This window comes from Ruegeria sp. C11 (assembly GCF_056537725.1).
Genome location: NZ_JBQFSB010000005.1, coordinates 31,377 through 49,364, shown reverse-complemented (window position 1 = coordinate 49,364; position 17,988 = coordinate 31,377). Strand labels below are relative to the sequence as shown.

The window sequence follows — 17,988 nt, the reverse complement described above, 5'->3', positions numbered from 1 at the left end:
TTTGCGCGAAACCCTGACAGGCAGCCGAATCCGTGAAAGGCGGCGCATCGTTGGTCTCAAGCAGGCCGAACTGGCGCGTCTGGCGGGGATATCTGCGTCTTATCTGAACCTGATCGAACACAACCGGCGCCGGATTGGCGGCAAGATTCTGGTGGATATCGCGTCTGCTCTGGCGGTGGAGCCATCCGTTTTGACCCGAGGTGTCGAAGCAACGATGATCGCAGCCCTGCGCGAAGCGGCGGTGGATGCGGTTGGCCTGACGGCCGAAGTGGACGGGCTTGAAGAATTTGCCGGGCGGTTTCCGGGATGGGCCGGGGTCTTGGCGCAGATGCACCGCCGTGTCGTGTCGCTGGAACGCACCGTCGAAACCCTGTCGGACCGCATGACACACGACCCTTATCTGGCGTCCTCGATGCACGAAGTTCTGTCAACCGCTGCTGCAATCAGATCGACGGCGGCCATCCTTGCAGAACCCGGTGATATCGAACCGGAATGGCAAGACAAGTTTCATCGCAACCTGCATCAGGATGCCGAACGTCTGGCTGACAGTTCAAAGGCGCTGGTCAATTACCTTGATGAAAGCGAAACGGCGCAGGACCGGCGCGGTGTTCCGCTGGAACAGGTTGAGGCGTTTTTTGCTGATAATGATTACCATTTTCCGTCTCTGGAAACGGAGGGCGACGCCAGCAGCGTCAATCTGGATTTGCTGAGTTCCGGCGCTGCCAAAGCCATCGCACGCCAGATGCTGGCGGTTTACGCTGCCGATGCCCGCACGCTACCGGAAGATGTTCTGGAAAAAGCTGTAGCCAACGGAGAGACCAACCCACTGAAACTCGCGGCCAGATTTTCAACTGATCTGGCTACCGTATTGCGGCGGCTTGCTTTTCTGTCGGACAGGTTGCTTGCTCGGCCGGCGGGACTGGTTGTCTGCGACGCCTCTGGCAGCGTCCTGTTTCGCAAACCCGCACCGGGATTTGCACTGCCGCGCCATGGTGAATCCTGCCCGTTGTGGCCCCTTTTCACCGCGCTGAACAGGCCTTTGGTGCCGATCCGGACAAGAGTCGCTCAACTCGGGCGGACCGCTGCCGAGTTCGAGTGTTTTGCCGTTGCATGGCCGCAATCCGCTTTGGCGTTCGATCAGGACCCGGTTTACCGCTCGGTCATGCTGATCCTGCCGACAGACAGTGCCGAACACGGACAGGAAACTGCGGTACAGGTTGGGGCAAGTTGCAGGATTTGTCCCAAACAGGACTGCAATGCGCGGCGCGAACCTTCGATTCTGAGCGAAGGTTTTTGACAGTTTCATAACGTCAGGAGTAGTCTGGCCACGACAGGTGGTTGGATCATTGTCCGCCACGGGGGAGGGAAGGACAGGGATGAGCCGCAAGGTTCTGTTGATTGAAGATGAGCCCAACATCACCGAGGCGATACGGTTCCTGCTGACGCGCGAGGGATGGCAGGTTGAAACCCATGCCGAGGGCACGGACGCGGTCGAGGTGATCATGGCTGCAAAGCCCGATTTGGTCATTCTTGATGTGATGCTGCCGGGCAAAAGCGGCATGGATGTCCTGCGCGGTTTGCGGGAGTTTGACGAGATGCAGTCTCTGCCGGTGTTGATGTTGACTGCACGTGGTCAGGCGCGGGATCGGGAGATGGCCGAAATGGCCGGTGTCAGTCGATTCATGACCAAACCATTCTCAAATACCGAAGTCCTGACGGCTGTACGCGATCTGCACGCTCAGGCCTCACGCACGTGACGGCGGGGCGCGACAGAGGATCACAGCCCCCGGTGGCCCGCCCATCGGTTTTTCTGGAGCGACAAAGTTACCGGCGGCGCAGACTGGCGGACGCTGCCCGATTGTTGCCCATTCTGGGTGGAGGTCTGATTGCGATTCCGCTGCTATGGCCGACCGGCGACGATGTGACCGAAGCAGTTTCGATGTCTTCGGCCATTTTCTACATATTTGCCTGTTGGATCGGGTTGATAGCGGTAAGCGTGATATTCGGCATCGCTGCAGGGCGCTTGTCCGGACGCGATGCCGGTGAGACGGAGCCAGAGTGATGGCAACGCTGAACGTGCTGATCCTGGTGTGCCTGGGCTATGTCGTTTTGCTGTTTGGCGTCGCGTTTGCGGCCGATCGTCTGGCCGCTTCCGGACGCGGGGCCTGGCTGCGGTCGCCTTTGATATATACACTATCACTCTCGATCTACTGTACGGCCTGGACGTTTTACGGCGCGGTCGGAAATGCCGCGCGGTCCGGGCTGGAATTCGTGACGATCTATATTGGCCCGACACTTGTGATGGTCAGCTGGTGGTGGGGGCTGCGAAAGCTGGTGCGGATCGGGCGTAGCCAGCGGGTGACATCCATCGCTGACCTGATCTCGTCCCGTTATGGAAAATCCAACACTCTGGCGGTTTGCGTGACGATATTGGCGGTGCTGGGGGGCACGCCATACATTGCATTGCAACTTCAATCGATAACACTGTCCTTTTCCATCTTCGCCGAGGCGGACCCATCGGGTCTCTACCGCGAGGGCTCCAGCGTGTTCTGGGTTGCGGCCGGTCTGGCCGTGTTTGCGATTCTGTTTGGGACGCGCAATCTTGATGTAAACGAACGGCACCATGGCGTTGTCACGGCCATCGCGTTAGAGGCGGTCGTTAAGCTGTTTGCGCTGATCGCCGTCGGCGTGTTTGTGGTTTGGGGTATCGCAGGAGGAATAGCCCCGATGATGGCGCAGATTGATGCGTCGGAGATCGGGCATTGGAGTGTGGATCGGGGGCGCTGGGCGACGTTCACATTCTTGTCCGCCGCCGCCTTCATCTGTCTGCCGCGGATGTTTCAGGTCATGGTTGTGGAAAACGATGACGAACGCCATCTGAGAACGGCGGCCTGGGCATTCCCGCTCTATCTGCTTTTGATGAGCCTGTTCGTGGTTCCCATCGCGGTTGTCGGGCTGGATTTGCTGCCTGCCGGGTCAAACCCGGACCTTTTTGTTCTGACGGTCCCGTTGTCTCAGGGGAACGACTGGCTGGCCATGCTTTCGTTCATCGGCGGGTTCTCCTCGGCGACCTCGATGGTGATCGTGACGGCGATGGCACTGTCGACTATGGTTTCCAACCACATCGTCATGCCAATATGGCTGAATGCGCAGGAGGGTGTGGCCTCGGTCTCGGGCGATGTCCGCGATATCGTTCTGTTTTCGCGGCGGGTATCCATCGCGGTTATTATGGCTTTTGGCTATTTTTATTACCGGCTGTCCGGGGGTGGCGCGGCGTTGGCTTCTATCGGGTTGATTGCGTTCGCCGGTGTCTCGCAAATTCTGCCGTCTCTGGTCGGTGGGTTGTTCTGGCGGGGCGCAACCAGAACAGGCGCATTGGCCGGGCTGAGCGTGGGGTTCTTCCTTTGGGTATACACCCTGTTGCTGCCGGGGATGGGCAGTTTCCTTATGCCCGCATCAGTTGTCGTCGAGGGGCCATTTGGTATCGGCTGGCTGCGCCCGCAGGCCCTGTTCGGGATTGAAGGTATCGATCCTATGGTTCACTCGGTCATGTGGTCACTTTCTCTGAACACGGTCGCATTTTGCATTGCTTCATTGGCCAGCTTTCCAAGCCCGCTGGAGCGTTTGCAGGGCGCGCAATTCGTCAATGTCTTTGATCATTCTGTTGCACCGCGAGGCTGGACCGGGTCGGTCGCTCAAAGCGAAGACCTTATGATCATGACGCAGCGTATACTTGGTGCGCTGCCCGCGCAGGAGTTTTTTCAGGCAGAGGCTGAACGGCAGGGCGGACGTGGGCACCTGCCTGAACCAACGCCAGAGTTTCTGGAGCGGTTGGAGAGGGAGTTGAGCGGGTCGGTCGGGGCGGCCACTGCCCATGCGATGATCGGTCAGATCGTCGGTGGATCGTCCGTTTCGGTCGAAGACCTGCTGGCGGTGGCAGATGAATCGGCGCAGTTACTGGAGTATTCCGGTGAGCTGGAGGCGAAGTCTGCGGAACTCAGCAGAACGGCGCGCAAATTGCGTGAAGCGAATGAAAAGCTGACACAAATTTCGATGCAGAAGGACGCATTTCTCAGTCAGGTCAGCCACGAGTTGCGGACACCCATGACATCCATCCGCGCCTTTTCCGAAATCATGCGGGACACCGAAGGGCTGAGCGCAGAAGAGCAAATCCGGTATGCCGCCATTATCCACGACGAGTCTCTGCGTCTGACGCGCCTGCTGGACGACCTGCTGGACCTCAGTGTTCTGGAAAGCGGGCAGGTCAGCCTGAATATGGGTGACGGGAATTTGCAATCCGTTCTTGATCGCGCTGTTTCTAGTGTATTGGCGGGATCTGACCGGAGTTTGCGGGTCAGGCGCAACCGGACATCTGAACGCATCGCCCTGCATACGGATCTGGACAGGCTGGGGCAGGTGTTTATCAATCTCATCTCGAACGCCCAGAAATATTGTGATGCACCCGAGCCGGTCCTGACTATCTCGGTGCACGATGTCGGCGGGCAGGCCGTCGTTGATTTTGTTGACAATGGCAGCGGTGTTCCGCCCGAAGCGCAGTCAATGGTGTTTGAAAAGTTCTCGCGCGTTGGGTCGGACAAGGCCGGAGGCGCCGGGCTGGGCCTGGCCATTTGCCGTGAGATCATGCAGCGCCTCGGCGGAGAGGTCACCTATTTATCCGGGCAGGGCGGTGGTGCGTTCCGCATCAGTTTGCCATTGGCCTACAAGCAGGCCGCCCAATGACGCAGGAATAAAGACATTCGTAACTGGTGCTGGATTAGCCTGTTCGCGAACGGGATAACGCATACGGTTCGGTATTATGTCGGTGGAAAAAACTGCGGCTTTGACAAGCATTTTGGCGCTGGGGCAGGGGGACACGCGCGACAAGCCAAGGTCGATCCTGCGCGCCTTGAGGCTTGGGCTGGCGCGTGCGGCAAGCGAAAGTTTGGATTTGCCCATGTCTGTCATCGGGGCAAAACAAGCCTATCGGCAGCGGGAGGAATTGTCTGACACGCTGCAAAATGGCCGGTTGCTGCTGGCATTCTCGACCTCCGATGGGCGAATTGCGGCGGCCTGTATCGACATAGGTTGCGTGTCTGCGATCCTGCAGAAGCAGACAATCGGTTCAGTTTCGCCCGGTCAGGTGTCCGAACGTGAATTTACGGACACGGATGCAGCTATGGTTGCCCCGGTTATCGAGCTTGCCCTGACACGGGCCGCGGAATTGGCAGGCACAGCCGAAGACGGCGCAACCCTGACAGGCTGTGCATTTGTCGCGCGATATCGGGATGTAAGGGCGCTGATGCTTGAGCTGGAAGACGATGCTTACAGGGTATTTGACCTTACTCTAGAAATTGCCTCGGGCCAGCGGCAGGGGCAGCTTTATTTGATCTTGCCGGATCGACCGGCCGAGTCTGACGATAGCGAAATCGAGGCGTCAGGCAACGGGCAGACCCTGGACCATGCTTCTGGGGTTCTGAGGGCCGATCTGACTGCCGTTATCTGCCAAACTCAAGTGCCTCTGTCGGCATTTTCCGGGCTAAAGGCGGGTGATGTGCTGCCATTGGCCGGTGTCAGGCTTGACCGGACCGAACTATGGACGATCGAACGTGGCAAGGTTGCCTCTGGCCGTCTGGGGCAGTGTGGAGGAATGCGGGCGGTTCGCGTCAACGAAGACCTTGCCGGGCTGCACCCTGAAAAGCGAACCGAAGGCGGTTTTGTCGAAAAGGAGGCCGTTGTCGCGCAACATGCCGATCCACCTGTCGACGATACCGGCGACATTATCGACCATCAGGATGAGCCTACCCATTCCGCAGTCCTGCCTGCAGAAGATGATCAGGTGGTGCCCGATAACTTTGATACGGATCACACGGAAAACATGCTGGCGGAAATTACCGAACTTGCAGGGCTGTATGAAGCGGATAGTGAACCCGGCAAACCTACCTGATCAGATCAGTCTGGCCGATTGCGCAGTTGTTCCAAAGCAGGGCGCAGGTTGTTCAGATCATAGCCCGCTTTGCTCGTGACGCTCAGGATTTCCTCGGGCTCCATGCGATCACATTGCCCAAGCGCCCAGACGACCGAACATCTGGTGCCCGATGCGCAATAGGCTAATACAGGTCCCTCACAGCTCTCAGCCAAAGTGCGTTGGTGTTCGACATTTTCCGGGGTCATGGTCTGATGGGTCAGTTCCAGAACCTCGTAAGCCATGCCCGCTGCCCGTACGGCGGCACCGATTGAGTCCGACTGCTGATCGACCGGAACTTCGGAGTTCGGGCGGTTGCAAATGACCTTGACGAACCCGGCGGCGGCGATGGATGGGACATCTTCAACCGTGATTTGCGGCGAGACGGCATAGCGGGGTGTGATCTGGCGAATCTCCATGTCAATTCCTTAGGCCGCGCTTGCGATCCTGTCCAGTTGCGTGCCGATTTTTGGGGACACAATCATGCCAGCAATCATTGACCCAAGAAAGATCAGGCCCCCAGCACCGCCATATGTCAAAGACGCCATCGCTGGGCCGGGGCAAAGCCCGGCCAGCCCCCACCCCATGCCGAACATGACAGATCCGGTCACTAGGCGATGATCCAGTTCGGGGCGAGGGTGCGTCGGAAATTCGTCACTCAACAAAGGCTTGCGCCCCTGAGTGAGGCGCCATGCAAAAAACATGGGAACAATGGCCCCGCCCATTACAAATGCCAGCGTTGGGTCCCAGTTTCCAAAGACATCCAGCCATCCCTGGACTTTTGTTGTGTCGGTCATGCCGGAAATTAGCAGACCGCTGCCGAAAAGAGAGCCGGCGATCAGTGCCAATAATATGCGCATCAGACCACTCCCAATAGGTGGCGGAACACAACCAGCGTCATGCCGCCGGCAAGGATATAGAAAACAGTGGCCACGATGCCGCGCAGTGAAAATCGCGAGATACCGCAGACCCCATGCCCGGACGTACAGCCGTTCGCGATCCGGGTTCCTATGCCCACCAGCAGCCCGGCGGCAATCACTATCGCTACATTGCTTGTCAGGTGCGTCTGAGCCTGCGGTGCTATCAGTGGGCGCAGCAGGAAAGGCATCGCAACAACGCCCGCGATAAAGGTAAGCCGCTCGGGAAAATTACTCTTGCCGCTGCCGTCTACAAGCCCCCCGAGTATGCCGCTGGCTCCCATGATCCGCCCATTGCCCAGCAAATAGACCGCCGCGCCGAGACCGATCAGCAAGCCGCCAATCAGGCCTCGTATCCATTCTGGTTCCATACGATCGTGTTCCTTCTTATTCCGCGCGAGCTTCCGGAACTCAGAGCTTGTTCACCGGGAGTTTCAAAAAAACATCGCCCTTTTCGTCCGCCGGAGGCATCTGGCCTGCGCGCATGTTGACCTGCAACGACGGAAGGATCAGTCGGGGCATGTCCAGCGTCGCGTCGCGGGCATCCCGCATTTCAACGAACTCTTCGATGCTTCGTCCCTGACCGATATGAACGTTGAGCGCCTTTTGCTCTCCAACCGTTGTTTCCCACGCGTATTCATCGCGCCCCGGCGCCTTATAGTCGTGTCCGACAAAAACGCGTGTTTCATCGGGCAGCGACAGGATTTTCTGAATGGAAGCGTAAAGTTCGGCGGACGAACCGCCCGGAAAGTCACAGCGCGCCGTGCCGAAATCCGGCATGAACAATGTGTCCCCGACAAAGGCCGCGTCGCCGATCACGTATGTCAGACAAGCCGGAGTATGGCCCGGAGTGTGCAGAACGTCACCACGCATCTGACCGATGTGGAAGCTGTCGCCTTCGACAAACAACGCGTCGAACTGGCTGCCGTCCCGCTGGAACTCTGTACCTTCGTTGAAAACCTTGCCGAACGTATCCTGAATGATGGTGATATTCTTGCCGATACCGATCTTGCCACCCAGTTTCTCTTGCAGATATGGCGCGGCAGACAAGTGGTCGGCGTGCACGTGGCTTTCCAAAATCCAATGGACTTTAAGGTCATTATTTTTAACGTATTCAATGATTTCATCAGCCGATGACGTGTTGGTCCGGCCTGAGGCGTGGTCAAAATCCAGTACGCTATCGACAATTGCACAGGCTGTGCCTTCGGGTTCCTGTACGACGTAGGACACCGTAAAGGTCGCATTGTCGAAGAAAGCTTTCACTTTGGGCGTCATGCGTGTCTCCATCATTACTCCGGATATACATATATTAAGAATGGAATGTGATGCAATGACCTTTCCAGTCAGACCGGGTGTGAAGGTTGATATCGGTCAATACCAACTTGTTGGGATTCTGATATAAGAATACTCGAAGCGCGGTGATTTGCCGAATTTGTGTGCAGGTCCGGGCGATTTTCCGCATATCGCGCGGTGAGCAGCGTGCCAGTCTTATTGCCGTTACCTATATCTGTCAGGCTTGCAGAACAGGGGAGGAGTCAGATGCTTGCACAGGATCTCAATAGGGAAGTCGAACTTTTGGAGCAAAAGTTGAAAGGCGCTTGCCTTGATACGCGCTTGGAGTTGCAGCCTTCGGTCAGCAAAGTGCTTGAAAGGATGCGGGTGAACGGAATTCACATTCCGTCTCGGTTGCGTCGCCTGGATGCCGCGTTGTGCGAAGATGCCATAGAAGCGCAGTTTGACAATTTGCCGGTTTGATAGTTGCGGTTATCCGAACGAAATGCCCAGGATGACCAGCATCAACCCGATTACAGACAGAAAGAGCGAGGCCAGGTTCCACGGCAGGACGCCCTGAACGGCAGCACGCAGTTCGTCGTCCGACAGCCCGGCCTTGCGCGCCTTCATCACCCGCAGGATGCACCAGAGCAATCCGGTGAGACCGGCCAGTGACAGGGCTGCGCCACTCCAGATGATGATTTCGAACATGATGACCTCAGGCTTGTCGTGCGGGCATCTCGCCGCTTAGCGGATTGCTGGCGGTGGTACAAGCCTTGCCCAAGCAATCCGATTGTTGGCTTGCGGCCAACGCGGCAGCGATGTATCCCGCTCATTGCCCCAGAATTTCCCGCGTTGTTTCTCCGCGATTTTGCACCTGAAAGAAATCCCCAGAAGAGGTGAGTCCGACAATGGATCAAAGCAGCCCCGACGACAGCTATAAGGTAACCGCAGGCGAATTGCGTCAATTCATCGAGCGGATCGAGCGTCTTGAACTTGAAAAGAAAGACATCGCCGATCAAATCAAGGAAGTGTACAGCGAATCCAAATCACGCGGTTACGACACCCGTGCACTGCGCAGCATCGTCAGCATCAGAAAGAAAGACAAAGACGATCTGGCCGAACAGGAAGCTGTGATCGAAATGTACAAAGAAGCCTTAGGCATGACCTGATTTCGACTGTACGGTACCCGCGCAAAGGTCGAGCAAACTTCTTTGTTTCGGCTCAAGCGGGTAGCGTTGGTTTGATGAAGTGAACCCCCGGCATCGCCTCAATCTGTGCAATGTCCTGGCTGTACAATTCGGAAAAAGCTTCGACCACATCTTCGGTCCAGTCCGGCAAGCCCAGCTCTTCCTCGAGCATATCTTCCTGCGCATGCCGGGCGTACGTATCAGCGATCTGTTCTGTCAGTTCAGGTGTCATCGGACCGGGATTTTGCCGTACAAGTGCAAGCAACTCCTGTTTGCCGCTGTCTGACAACAGTGATGCCAGCAAGGAAAACTCGTCGCGTATCGGTGTTCCCGGCTTCAACCCACCCATTGCACACAGGATTTCGCCCCAGATCAGGGGCGTATCTTCATTGCACCAAAGTGTGATTTTCACATCTGGTGCCATTTCTCGAACCTGTGTGACCATGTCTGCCCAGTTCAGAGTGCTCAGGTCTGTATCCGCAGTGATTTCATCCCGCTGTTTCTCGGGCAGGGCCATCAGGATCTTGGGAATGAAGCTGCCCGGATTTCGCAGCCCCATGAACCATTCAACCTGGTCATCGCTAAAAGTGCTTGTCAAAAATGCCATGCGAGGACCGGCCAACGGATAGAAGCGCCCGTTCCCGATCGCCGCTGAATGTGTGCCAAAGAACTGAACGTGAGAAAGTACTACGCGGTCGGCCTGGTTGCCCTCCAACATGGCTTCGAGCAGGTCATTTTTAATGCTGTTTGGCGGAGTTTCCGAGCCGATCGTGTCAAATGCCTTTCGGAAAGCTGGTCTGTAGTGGCCTAGTCGCGGAAGGATGACGCCGTGCTTCTGCAACATTTCCTTGTTGGACGTCAGGCATTTCAGGAGGAGCCTTTCGTCAGTCGCGTGAGCACCTGTATGAAATACCAACTGCATTTTCGTCTTCGCTCGCTAATACCGCCGGAATTCGGGTTACTATTTGCGCCATCTGCAGTCAAATATGCCGCGCTGCGAACGAATGGAAGTTGGCAGGCGCAAGTTTTGGATGTGCGCATTAGAGCTGCAAGTATTTCGCGGCGGGGAGTTTCGTCCTTTATTAGCTTTGCGCGGCCAGCCAGGGGGCCTTTTTAATGAGTTTCGAAGGCGAAATTTAGCGGGTTGCGGGGCAGTTTTTTTTGTCCTATATGCCTGCTCATCCAGTGAGGCATAGCCAGGAACATAAGGGTAACCGCGTTCCAGATTAAGCCCTAACTTTTGATGCTGAGTAGCACCGCAAACTGATCCAGAGAACTTATGGGTCAAGCTATGGCGCCGCAACGAAGCTAGAAAGTGCCCCTATAGCTCAGCTGGTAGAGCAACTGATTTGTAATCAGTAGGTCCGCGGTTCGAGTCCGTGTGGGGGCACCATCAAATTACTGAAATAACAAAGAATTACTATACTCCGGGACACATCTCTTAGTCGCTCTGGCTATTGTGTCCCGAGGGTGTCCCTCTGGGGCATTTGGTATTGGAACCAGGATGGCTGCAGATGCTAAAGACCAGTTGGGGCAAAAGATAACGTTAAGCATAGTCTTTGAAGTTTTTTTGGTAACTTTTCCAAATCAAGTTTCTGCCGCCAAGCGACTCTCCTTCTCGCGGTAACTGTAGTGGCACAGTTTTAGGGGGGGCTAGGACATGCAGTATTCGTCATTCAGGGCGGTAAGCTGCCATTCGCCGCTGAACGGTCGAATGACTGCTTTCGTGGCGATGGTCAGTTGCAGGTAATCGAAGCCAGGGCGCCACGGCGCACATTCTTCCCATCTGTCAAACCGTTCACTTTCTCGACAATGGCAGCGGCATCAATACCGTGATGGCGGTACAGGTCGCCGATTGTGCCAGTCTGACCAAAGTGCTCGACGCCCATCGGAATGGTTTGAAGACCGGCAACGGACCCAAGCCAGGACAGCGTCGCAGGGTGTCCGTCAATGACGGTGATGACTTTGCAATGCGGCGGAAGCTCGGCCATCAGGGTTTCGATATGGGAATGTGCCACCTGATTGCCGCGCGAGCGGGCGCGTTGGGCTGCGGTCCAGCCTGCGTTGAGCCGGTCAGCCGAGGTCACGGCGAGCACGCCGATGTCTCGCCGGTTTTCCCCAATCATCCCGGCAGCCTTGATCGCCTCAGTGGCAACGGCGCCCTGGTAGGCGATAACCACATCGCAATTCGGACCCGGCTTGCGCAGCCAGTAAGCACCGTCAATGGCTCCTTGGCGGAAATCCTCGTCCACGCGCTTGCCTGGCTGCTCAACAGGGTTGGTGGTCAGACGCAGATAGACCGAACCACCGGTTTCATCGCGTAACCAAGTGCGTTCGCAGGGGTCGCCCTCTCCGTCGCGCTGGACGTAATCGAATGCCCATTCCATGATCACCGCCAGTTCGTCTGCAAACGCGGGCTCAAAGCTCGCGAGCCCGTCCTGGCTCATACCAATAAGCGGCGAACCAACTGATTGGTGCGCCCCGCCTTCAGGCGCCAGCGTCACACCCGAGGGCGTTCCGACAAGAATGAAGCGCGCATCCTGGTAGCAGGCATAGTTCAGGGCATCTAGGCCGCGCGCGACGAAGGGGTCATAGACCGTGCCGATGGGGATGAGCCGCTTGCCGAACAGGGAATGCGACAGACCGGCTGCCCCCAGAAGCAGCATCAGATTCATCTCGGCAATGCCCAACTCGATATGCTGACCCTCGGGCGTGAACTCCCACTTCGCGGTGGAGGGTATGCGATGTTCAATAAACGCATCGACCTGCTCGGAGCGAGCAAAGAGCTTGCGGCGGTTCACCCATGGACCAAGGTTTGTGGTCCCCGTGACATCCGGTGAGGTTGTGACAATCCGTTCGGCAAGATCGCTGTCGCCCTTGGAGAGATCGTCGAGGATCTTGCCGAATGCCATTTGGGTAGAGATCTCGCGAGAGGTGTCGATGGCAATGCTGGGCACGTCCAACTTACCGTCGTGATAACGCCGAGTGCCTTTAGCAAAGAATGCTACTTTCGACAGGAAATCCCGCAATGCGTCCGGGTTCGCGACCGTAGCCATAGGTTCCCATTCTTCGCCCTTGGCGACGCCCATATGCGCCTGCCACTGTTCGAATTGGCTGTTGTTCATCAACCCGCCATGGTTGTCTTTATGGCCTGCAATGGGCGTGCCCCAACCCTTGATCGTATAGGCCAGAAAGCAGGTCGGACGATCATGGGTAATGGCATCGAAGGTTTCCGCCATCGTTTCCACGCAGTTGCCGCCGAGATTTTCCATAAGCGCGGCAAGTCCCTCGTCACTGCGCCGGTCGATCAGAGCAGAGACATCGCCCTGATCCCCGAGATCGTCCATCAGCCGCTTGCGCCAGACCGCGCCCCCCATGAAGGTCAGTGCCGAATAGTCTTGGTTCGGGCAGGCGTCGATCCAGCCCCGCAGCTTGTCGCCGCCCGGCTCTTCAAAGGCTGCCCGCTGCAACACGCCGTGCTTCACGCGCACCACATCCCAGCCGAAGGCATCGAAAATCTTCTCGATCCGCTCAAAGAGCCCCTCGCGCACAATCCCGTCAAGCGACTGGCGGTTATAGTCGATAATCCACCAGGTGTTTCGCAGATCGTTCTTCCATCCCTCTTGTAGAGCTTCGTAGATATTGCCCTCGTCCAATTCCGCATCGCCGACAAGCGCTACCATCCGGCCCATCGGGGCACCGTCGCCCCAGTTTTTTGCCTTGATGTAATCCTGAATGATTGAGGCAAACGAAGTTATCGCCACTCCGAGGCCCACAGATCCGGTGGAAAAATCCACATCGTCAATGTCCTTGGTCCGGCTGGGATAAGATTGGGCCCCACCAAAGCCCCGGAAGTTCTCCAACTTCTCGCGTGTCTGGTTGCCCATCAGATATTGCATCGCGTGAAAAATCGGCGAGGCATGGGGTTTGACCGCAACCCGGTCCTCGGGTTTGAGGGCCGAGAAATAGAGCGCAGTCATGATCGACGCCATTGAGGCCGACGAAGCCTGATGCCCACCGATCTTAATCCCGTCCACCTTGGGCCGCACATGATTGGCGTGGTGGATCATCCAGTGCGACAGCCACAAAAGCCGTTGCTCGATGGTTTTCAGGTGGGCGATGTCGGTGGACATGAGAGGCTCCTTACTCGGCGGCGTGATGAATAGGTTGAGGCAGTGCTTGATCAAGGTCGGCGATGATGTCATCGACATCCTCCAACCCAACTGACAAACGGATCAGCCCGTCGGTGATGTCGTGCTCGGCGCGCTCCTCGGGCGTATAGGTCGAGTGGGTCATCGAGGCGGGATGCTGGATCAGCGTTTCAGCATCACCCAGTGACACGGCCCGCTGGATCATTTTCAGATTGTTCATGAACCGGACGCCATCTGCCATTCCGCCATCGACTTCAAAGGCGATCATCGCGCCGGGCTTGGCCATCTGGCGCGTTGCAAGTTCGTGTTGGGCAAAACTATCCAGACCGGGAAAGTACACGGCGCGAACCGACGGATGCCCCTGAAGATGCTCGGCCACAATTCGAGCCGAAGCGCAATGACGCTCCATACGCAGGGCCAGAGTTTTCAACCCGCGCAGGATCAGCATCGCATTGAACGGCGCCATGACCGCGCCGGTCATGTCCTTCATACCAACAAGCCGGATCTCGGCGATCTGTTCGGTTGTGCCGGCAACAAGCCCTGCAACCACGTCGCCATGTCCGCCGAGGTACTTGGTCGCGGAATGCAGCACGATGTCAGCACCCAATTCAATGGGTCGTGTCAGGAAGGGCGTGGCATAGGTATTGTCGACGACCAGCTGCGCTCCGGCTTCATGCGCGATCGCGGCGGTGGCGGCAATGTCCACCAGCCGCATGTTCGGATTGGCCGGAGTTTCGAAATAGACGACCCGGGTCCGATCCGAGATCACGGCGCGCAGGTTCTCAGGGTCGGTCATATCCACGTGGGTGATTGTCACTCCCCACTTTGCCAACCCATGCCGCATGAAGGCGAAGGTGCAACCGTAAAGCGTCTTGTCCACGATCACTTCATCGCCGGGTGCCAGCAGCGTCCACAGCACTGCAGTGATCGCGCCCATGCCGCTGGACAGGGCCAGCCCGGCTTCGGCCCCTTCAAGCGTGGCGATGCGCTGCTCCAGCAGGTCACAGGTTGGGTTTGAGATGCGGCTGTAAATGTGTCCTTGGCGTTCGCCGGCGAACATCTCGCCCCCAGCCTCGGTGGTCTCAAACGCGAAGGTCGATGTCAGGTGCAAGGGCGGTGTCAGCGCGCCTTCGTTCTGCTGGGGATCATAGGCGTGGTGGATGGCGCGGGTGGCGAAGCCTTTGGATGAAATCATGGCAACCTCTCTCATGTTGTTTGAGGCAGGATGCGATGTATTGGCGGGGTAATGATTGCGAGTTATGCTGCACTTGGTATTAATTTTGGCATTATCTGCCAATAGGGGGTCGAAATGGACGCCAAAGACCGACAAATCATCCGCGCCCTGCAGGCAAATGGGCGCATGACCAATCAGGACCTCGCTGCCGAAGTCAACTTGTCGCCGTCGCCCTGCCTGCGCCGCCTGCGCAACCTCGAAGAAAACGGCACGCTCCGGGGATATAGCGCCGAGGTGGACGCAAAGGCCTATGGGCTGCCGATCACGGTATTCGTGCGTATTCGGTTGGAACGCCACAACGAAGACGACGTGCGGCGCTTCGAAAGCCGAATCCATGCGATTGACGAAGTGCTTGAGTGCCATGTCCTGACCGGAGCCTCGGATTACCAGTTGCGGGTGGTGGTGCCCGGGTTGGACGCCTATGAGGATTTCATCCGCCATCGCATCCATCCCATCGGAGGTATTGCCTCGATCGACACCAGTTTTGTCTACTCTACCGTGAAGAAGACAAACGTGTTTCCGGCAATCGATTAACCGTCCTTGTAGTGGTAGCTGTATCCATTTTGCGCGGACGCTCCGCCTAGATGGGCGTAGAGAACCTTGGACCCATCAGGGAAGAAGCCTTCGCGGGTCAGATCGATCAGACCTTGCATAACTTACCTTCGTAAACCGGGTCGGTGATCATTGCCTCGGTGCGTGCGGCGAGACGAATGGCTTCATTGGTTTCTTCCGAGGGGACGCCGTAGGCCGGATAGGAATAATCCGGGTTGATGACGATATCATCTTCGCGCACTTCCCGGCCCAACCCGACCAGGCCTGCAGTCTTATTGACAATCCCGCGCACCCGTTCACGAGTTTGGTCCAGCGTACCGGAGGCATCTATCCCGATCACCCGATCCGCACGGTCCTGTGCAGCAAAACCCACGATCATCCCACCCTGGGTTGAGCCGGTGACAACACAAACGACAATGTAGTCGAAAGTGAAACCAAGTTCCTGTTACTGTTCGACGCGATCAGCGCCTCGATCCTACAGTTGCTTGCGAATATGGATATCCCGGAACATAATCTGGACGCTCCCCTCGAGCCACAGCTGACCGACGTGCTTACCGCCTATATGCGCCAGACCATGACGGCCGAATTCCTGATCGGCTCCCGAGTGCTGCAGTCCGAATTCATGCGCAATCCCGAGGCGGCCCAAAGGTTCAAAGCGGCCTACCTCAAGGTCGATGCCCCGCTGACCCGACTTGTCTCAGATGCGATGACGGCTGGCCAGCTCTCTGAAGATGACCCCAATGCCGCGACGACGCGGCTGCTAGCCATGTTCAAGAGCATGATCCTGCTGTCGGCCATCCTGAACAGCGTGGGCGCGCGCGTCAGAGGACATCGACAGCATCGCCCAGGGAAGCGTGCAGCTGTTCCTGTTGAGATACACAAGCCAGCCGGCCTGAGCCAGGGCCTGCGAACCTTTTCCCAATCCGCTTCAGTTTCCCACTTGGCTCTGTTGCTAACGAACGGAAATTCGGCTCGCAAAACTCGAATGGCGGCAAAGGGCCGTTTTCAATTTGGTGCAATGGTTTGAGTGTATTAATGTCGCGGCGCTTCTAAGGTAAGCTCGAGCCCATAGTCCCAAATGCGGCACCTTGAATAAATGGAAGCGATTGCCGAAAGCCGACCTTGGCTGCTGCCAAGGTTGTCTCGAATGGCCCTTTAAAGCAGGGACGAGTTGACATAGTTTTGGCATGGCCGACGCGGAGCGTCGCGGTTCTATGGCATTCAAGAAATCTGCGCTCGGGAGACAAACCATGCTATTTCGTCGCCTTGCTCTTGCTGGGCTTTTGGTCGTAGCATCTTCGTTTCAGACGACGCTGCTCGCACAGGTCACCACAGAGCGACGATCGGGCCTTCTTATTGAACTGAATGCGCTTAAGGATGTCGACGGCGCCTGCCGCCTGACCTTCTTTGCGCAAAACATGACAGAAGAAGAGATCGACAAAGCCGTGTTCGAGACCGTGATATTCGATGCAACCGGTGGGGTCGTGCGCCTGTCGCTCTTCGATTTCCGCGATTTACCGGCGGGACGACCGCGCGTGCGCCAGTTCGATCTGCCCGGCATGACCTGCGACATGGTGGGACGGGCATTGATCAACGGGGCGAATTCTTGCGTTGTCGCGGGGGCCGAGAGCAAGATCTGCCATGAGGCGCTGTCTCCAAGCAGCCGTGTCGAAGTGGAGCTTCTCGGATGAACCCGTTTGAAGCCCTACGCGAGATCCTGGCCCTGGGCGGTCCGGTGGTCGCGATCCTGATCGTAATGTCTGTGCTGACCTTGGCGGTAACCATCTACAAGATCTGGCAATATGCGGCTTGTGGGGTCGGTCGACACCGGGTTCTGTCCGAGGCGCTGGCAGCTTGGGACAAGGGAGACCGGCAGACGGCGCGTGCGCGTCTTGACGACAGCCGCAGCTACCTCGCCCCGATTGTCGGCGCCGCAATGGATACACCCGAGACGCCCGGCCTCGATGATCGTTTGGACGCCGAAGCGGGTCTGGCGCTTGCCGGGCTTGAGAAAGGCTTTCGTTTGCTGGACACCATTGCGCAGCTCGCCCCGCTGTTAGGGCTCTTTGGCACTGTACTGGGCATGATCGAAGCGTTTCAGAGCCTGCAGACGGCGGGCTCCTCTGTCGATCCCTCTCTGTTGGCTGGCGGCATATGGGTCGCCTTGGTGACCACGGCGGTTGGCCTTGCCGTGGCCATGCCCACTTCAATGCTGCTCTCCTGGTTCGAAAGCCGCACCGCGCGCGAGCGGGTCTTCGCGGACAAAGCCCTGCGCACCGTGCTGGTGCCGGGTCAGGCCATCGCGGCGGCGGGAACCGAGGCCTCCTCGGCCACGCCCGAGCATGCGTAGGGCAGCGCCCTTTGTCAGACGGCCCTTGTCGGTGACACCGCTCATCGACGTGATCTTCTTGCTTTTGCTGTTCTTCATGCTGTCATCGACCTTCTCGCGTTTCAGCGAGATCGAGCTGAGCAGTGCAACCGCCGGGGGCGCAGCAGCCAGCGAACCGACGGAACGGGTCTTTGTTCAGCTTGGCGCAGAGCGGCTGAAGTTGAATGGCGCGCCGGCCTCGCTCGATGAGCTGGCCGGGCGGGTCGAGACCGGGCAGGTTCTGGTCAGCCTTGATGCCGACACCTCGGCGCAGCGGCTGGTGGATCTGCTGGTTCGCCTACGCGGGCGCGACGGGTTGAGCGTAACGGTGTTGGAGTGAGC

Annotated in this window: 22 protein-coding genes and 1 tRNA gene; 13 read left to right on the top strand and 10 right to left on the bottom strand. The window is 57.6% G+C overall.

The genetic code is table 11. The annotated features are described in order from the left end of the window. Position 1: 1 nt before the first annotated feature. The 5 genes from ACR0NA_RS10840 to ACR0NA_RS10820 all read left to right on the top strand — a co-directional run bounded on the left by ACR0NA_RS10840 (position 2) and on the right by ACR0NA_RS10820 (position 5,944). Entirely contained in the window at positions 2-1,297 is a 1,296-nt protein-coding gene (locus ACR0NA_RS10840; RefSeq protein WP_480728796.1) for a short-chain fatty acyl-CoA regulator family protein, read from the top strand. 79 nt (positions 1,298-1,376) lie between these two features. Further along, positions 1,377-1,757 (top strand): response regulator, encoded by a 381-nt coding sequence (locus tag ACR0NA_RS10835; protein WP_170651506.1) that lies wholly within the window; start codon positions 1,377-1,379, stop codon positions 1,755-1,757. A 32-nt stretch (positions 1,758-1,789) separates the two neighbouring features. Next, on the top strand, positions 1,790-2,062 hold the full coding sequence (locus ACR0NA_RS10830) for a hypothetical protein (protein WP_480451013.1): 273 nt from the start codon (positions 1,790-1,792) through the stop codon (positions 2,060-2,062). After that, entirely contained in the window at positions 2,062-4,740 is a 2,679-nt protein-coding gene (locus tag ACR0NA_RS10825; protein WP_480728794.1) for an ATP-binding protein, read from the top strand. The genes ACR0NA_RS10830 and ACR0NA_RS10825 overlap by 1 nt, the downstream gene beginning before the upstream one ends. Before the next feature lie 76 nt (positions 4,741-4,816). Continuing rightward, positions 4,817-5,944: a FliM/FliN family flagellar motor switch protein gene (locus ACR0NA_RS10820; RefSeq protein WP_480728792.1), complete on the top strand. Its 1,128-nt coding sequence runs from the start codon at positions 4,817-4,819 to the stop codon at positions 5,942-5,944. Positions 5,945-5,949: 5 nt separating this feature from the next. Here ACR0NA_RS10820 and ACR0NA_RS10815 read toward each other — a convergent pair whose 3' ends face one another. The 4 genes from ACR0NA_RS10815 to ACR0NA_RS10800 are packed head-to-tail and all read right to left on the bottom strand — an operon-like array spanning position 5,950 to position 8,154. After that, positions 5,950-6,381, bottom strand: a complete 432-nt coding sequence (locus ACR0NA_RS10815; protein WP_480728790.1) for a protein tyrosine phosphatase family protein — start codon at positions 6,379-6,381, stop codon at positions 5,950-5,952. Between the two features lie 9 nt (positions 6,382-6,390). Continuing rightward, on the bottom strand, positions 6,391-6,822 hold the full coding sequence (locus ACR0NA_RS10810) for a DUF6691 family protein (RefSeq protein ID WP_480728788.1): 432 nt from the start codon (positions 6,820-6,822) through the stop codon (positions 6,391-6,393). Next, positions 6,822-7,250, bottom strand: coding sequence for a YeeE/YedE family protein (locus tag ACR0NA_RS10805; RefSeq protein WP_480728785.1), 429 nt, complete (start codon positions 7,248-7,250; stop codon positions 6,822-6,824). The genes ACR0NA_RS10810 and ACR0NA_RS10805 overlap by 1 nt, the downstream gene beginning before the upstream one ends. A gap of 40 nt (positions 7,251-7,290) precedes the next feature. Continuing rightward, positions 7,291-8,154 (bottom strand): MBL fold metallo-hydrolase, encoded by an 864-nt coding sequence (locus ACR0NA_RS10800; RefSeq protein WP_480728784.1) that lies wholly within the window; start codon positions 8,152-8,154, stop codon positions 7,291-7,293. Between the two features lie 264 nt (positions 8,155-8,418). Here ACR0NA_RS10800 and ACR0NA_RS10795 point away from each other — a divergent pair, with 264 nt between their 5' ends. Further along, positions 8,419-8,634, top strand: coding sequence for a hypothetical protein (locus ACR0NA_RS10795; RefSeq protein ID WP_170651514.1), 216 nt, complete (start codon positions 8,419-8,421; stop codon positions 8,632-8,634). A 9-nt stretch (positions 8,635-8,643) separates the two neighbouring features. On the opposite strand, the gene ACR0NA_RS10790 is transcribed toward ACR0NA_RS10795, so the two are convergent. Beyond that, positions 8,644-8,862: a hypothetical protein gene (locus ACR0NA_RS10790; protein WP_170651515.1), complete on the bottom strand. Its 219-nt coding sequence runs from the start codon at positions 8,860-8,862 to the stop codon at positions 8,644-8,646. A 200-nt stretch (positions 8,863-9,062) separates the two neighbouring features. Between ACR0NA_RS10790 and ACR0NA_RS10785 the strand changes: the two genes are divergently transcribed. Next, complete coding sequence (locus ACR0NA_RS10785) at positions 9,063-9,323, top strand: DUF2312 domain-containing protein (protein WP_170651516.1); 261 nt, start codon at positions 9,063-9,065, stop codon at positions 9,321-9,323. Between the two features lie 52 nt (positions 9,324-9,375). On the opposite strand, the gene ACR0NA_RS10780 is transcribed toward ACR0NA_RS10785, so the two are convergent. Next, complete coding sequence (locus tag ACR0NA_RS10780; protein ID WP_480728780.1) at positions 9,376-10,059, bottom strand: hypothetical protein; 684 nt, start codon at positions 10,057-10,059, stop codon at positions 9,376-9,378. 599 nt (positions 10,060-10,658) lie between these two features. Between ACR0NA_RS10780 and ACR0NA_RS10775 the strand changes: the two genes are divergently transcribed. Continuing rightward, positions 10,659-10,734: transfer RNA gene (locus ACR0NA_RS10775), tRNA-Thr, on the top strand. 343 nt (positions 10,735-11,077) lie between these two features. Here the strand turns inward: ACR0NA_RS10775 and ACR0NA_RS10770 are convergent. Then, the gene (locus tag ACR0NA_RS10770) at positions 11,078-13,474 is read right to left on the bottom strand and encodes a transketolase (RefSeq protein ID WP_480728778.1); all 2,397 of its coding nucleotides are present in this window, start codon (positions 13,472-13,474) and stop codon (positions 11,078-11,080) included. 10 nt (positions 13,475-13,484) lie between these two features. Next, the gene (locus tag ACR0NA_RS10765) at positions 13,485-14,687 is read right to left on the bottom strand and encodes a methionine gamma-lyase (protein ID WP_480728776.1); all 1,203 of its coding nucleotides are present in this window, start codon (positions 14,685-14,687) and stop codon (positions 13,485-13,487) included. Positions 14,688-14,801: 114 nt separating this feature from the next. Between ACR0NA_RS10765 and ACR0NA_RS10760 the strand changes: the two genes are divergently transcribed. Beyond that, the gene (locus tag ACR0NA_RS10760) at positions 14,802-15,260 is read left to right on the top strand and encodes an Lrp/AsnC family transcriptional regulator (protein ID WP_480728774.1); all 459 of its coding nucleotides are present in this window, start codon (positions 14,802-14,804) and stop codon (positions 15,258-15,260) included. On the opposite strand, the gene ACR0NA_RS10755 is transcribed toward ACR0NA_RS10760, so the two are convergent. Both ACR0NA_RS10755 and ACR0NA_RS10750 read right to left on the bottom strand, forming a co-directional pair. Beyond that, positions 15,257-15,379, bottom strand: coding sequence for a hypothetical protein (locus ACR0NA_RS10755; RefSeq protein WP_480728772.1), 123 nt, complete (start codon positions 15,377-15,379; stop codon positions 15,257-15,259). The genes ACR0NA_RS10760 and ACR0NA_RS10755 overlap by 4 nt on opposite strands. After that, the gene (locus ACR0NA_RS10750; RefSeq protein WP_480729212.1) at positions 15,367-15,696 is read right to left on the bottom strand and encodes a pyridoxal-phosphate dependent enzyme; all 330 of its coding nucleotides are present in this window, start codon (positions 15,694-15,696) and stop codon (positions 15,367-15,369) included. Before ACR0NA_RS10750 ends, ACR0NA_RS10755 begins: the two co-directional genes overlap by 13 nt. 75 nt (positions 15,697-15,771) lie before the next feature. On the opposite strand from ACR0NA_RS10750, the gene ACR0NA_RS10745 reads away from it, so the two are divergent. The 4 genes from ACR0NA_RS10745 to ACR0NA_RS10730 all read left to right on the top strand — a co-directional run bounded on the left by ACR0NA_RS10745 (position 15,772) and on the right by ACR0NA_RS10730 (position 17,986). Then, complete coding sequence (locus ACR0NA_RS10745) at positions 15,772-16,305, top strand: TetR/AcrR family transcriptional regulator C-terminal domain-containing protein (RefSeq protein WP_480728770.1); 534 nt, start codon at positions 15,772-15,774, stop codon at positions 16,303-16,305. 160 nt (positions 16,306-16,465) lie between these two features. Beyond that, positions 16,466-16,969: a hypothetical protein gene (locus ACR0NA_RS10740; protein ID WP_480728768.1), complete on the top strand. Its 504-nt coding sequence runs from the start codon at positions 16,466-16,468 to the stop codon at positions 16,967-16,969. After that, complete coding sequence (locus ACR0NA_RS10735; RefSeq protein WP_480728767.1) at positions 16,966-17,628, top strand: MotA/TolQ/ExbB proton channel family protein; 663 nt, start codon at positions 16,966-16,968, stop codon at positions 17,626-17,628. Before ACR0NA_RS10740 ends, ACR0NA_RS10735 begins: the two co-directional genes overlap by 4 nt. Beyond that, positions 17,621-17,986 carry an ExbD/TolR family protein gene (locus ACR0NA_RS10730; protein ID WP_480728765.1) on the top strand — a complete coding sequence of 122 codons (366 nt, stop codon included), beginning with the start codon at positions 17,621-17,623 and terminating at the stop codon, positions 17,984-17,986. Before ACR0NA_RS10735 ends, ACR0NA_RS10730 begins: the two co-directional genes overlap by 8 nt. Positions 17,987-17,988 lie beyond the last annotated feature (2 nt).

Excerpts from the sequence above, each read along its gene's own strand:
- ACR0NA_RS10835 (WP_170651506.1), top strand. The coding sequence starts at position 1,377 with ATGAGCCGCAAGGTTCTGTTGATTGAAGATGAGCCCAACATCACCGAG.
- ACR0NA_RS10825 (WP_480728794.1), top strand. The coding sequence starts at position 2,062 with ATGGCAACGCTGAACGTGCTGATCCTGGTGTGCCTGGGCTATGTCGTT.
- ACR0NA_RS10820 (WP_480728792.1), top strand. The coding sequence starts at position 4,817 with ATGTCGGTGGAAAAAACTGCGGCTTTGACAAGCATTTTGGCGCTGGGG.
- ACR0NA_RS10815 (WP_480728790.1), bottom strand. The coding sequence starts at position 6,381 with ATGGAGATTCGCCAGATCACACCCCGCTATGCCGTCTCGCCGCAAATC.
- ACR0NA_RS10810 (WP_480728788.1), bottom strand. The coding sequence starts at position 6,822 with ATGCGCATATTATTGGCACTGATCGCCGGCTCTCTTTTCGGCAGCGGT.
- ACR0NA_RS10805 (WP_480728785.1), bottom strand. The coding sequence starts at position 7,250 with ATGGAACCAGAATGGATACGAGGCCTGATTGGCGGCTTGCTGATCGGT.
- ACR0NA_RS10800 (WP_480728784.1), bottom strand. The coding sequence starts at position 8,154 with ATGACGCCCAAAGTGAAAGCTTTCTTCGACAATGCGACCTTTACGGTG.
- ACR0NA_RS10795 (WP_170651514.1), top strand. The coding sequence starts at position 8,419 with ATGCTTGCACAGGATCTCAATAGGGAAGTCGAACTTTTGGAGCAAAAG.
- ACR0NA_RS10790 (WP_170651515.1), bottom strand. The coding sequence starts at position 8,862 with ATGTTCGAAATCATCATCTGGAGTGGCGCAGCCCTGTCACTGGCCGGT.
- ACR0NA_RS10785 (WP_170651516.1), top strand. The coding sequence starts at position 9,063 with ATGGATCAAAGCAGCCCCGACGACAGCTATAAGGTAACCGCAGGCGAA.
- ACR0NA_RS10780 (WP_480728780.1), bottom strand. The coding sequence starts at position 10,059 with ATGTTGGAGGGCAACCAGGCCGACCGCGTAGTACTTTCTCACGTTCAG.
- ACR0NA_RS10770 (WP_480728778.1), bottom strand. The coding sequence starts at position 13,474 with ATGTCCACCGACATCGCCCACCTGAAAACCATCGAGCAACGGCTTTTG.
- ACR0NA_RS10765 (WP_480728776.1), bottom strand. The coding sequence starts at position 14,687 with ATGATTTCATCCAAAGGCTTCGCCACCCGCGCCATCCACCACGCCTAT.
- ACR0NA_RS10760 (WP_480728774.1), top strand. The coding sequence starts at position 14,802 with ATGGACGCCAAAGACCGACAAATCATCCGCGCCCTGCAGGCAAATGGG.
- ACR0NA_RS10755 (WP_480728772.1), bottom strand. The coding sequence starts at position 15,379 with ATGCAAGGTCTGATCGATCTGACCCGCGAAGGCTTCTTCCCTGATGGG.
- ACR0NA_RS10745 (WP_480728770.1), top strand. The coding sequence starts at position 15,772 with ATGGATATCCCGGAACATAATCTGGACGCTCCCCTCGAGCCACAGCTG.
- ACR0NA_RS10740 (WP_480728768.1), top strand. The coding sequence starts at position 16,466 with ATGGCCGACGCGGAGCGTCGCGGTTCTATGGCATTCAAGAAATCTGCG.
- ACR0NA_RS10735 (WP_480728767.1), top strand. The coding sequence starts at position 16,966 with ATGAACCCGTTTGAAGCCCTACGCGAGATCCTGGCCCTGGGCGGTCCG.
- ACR0NA_RS10730 (WP_480728765.1), top strand. The coding sequence starts at position 17,621 with ATGCGTAGGGCAGCGCCCTTTGTCAGACGGCCCTTGTCGGTGACACCG.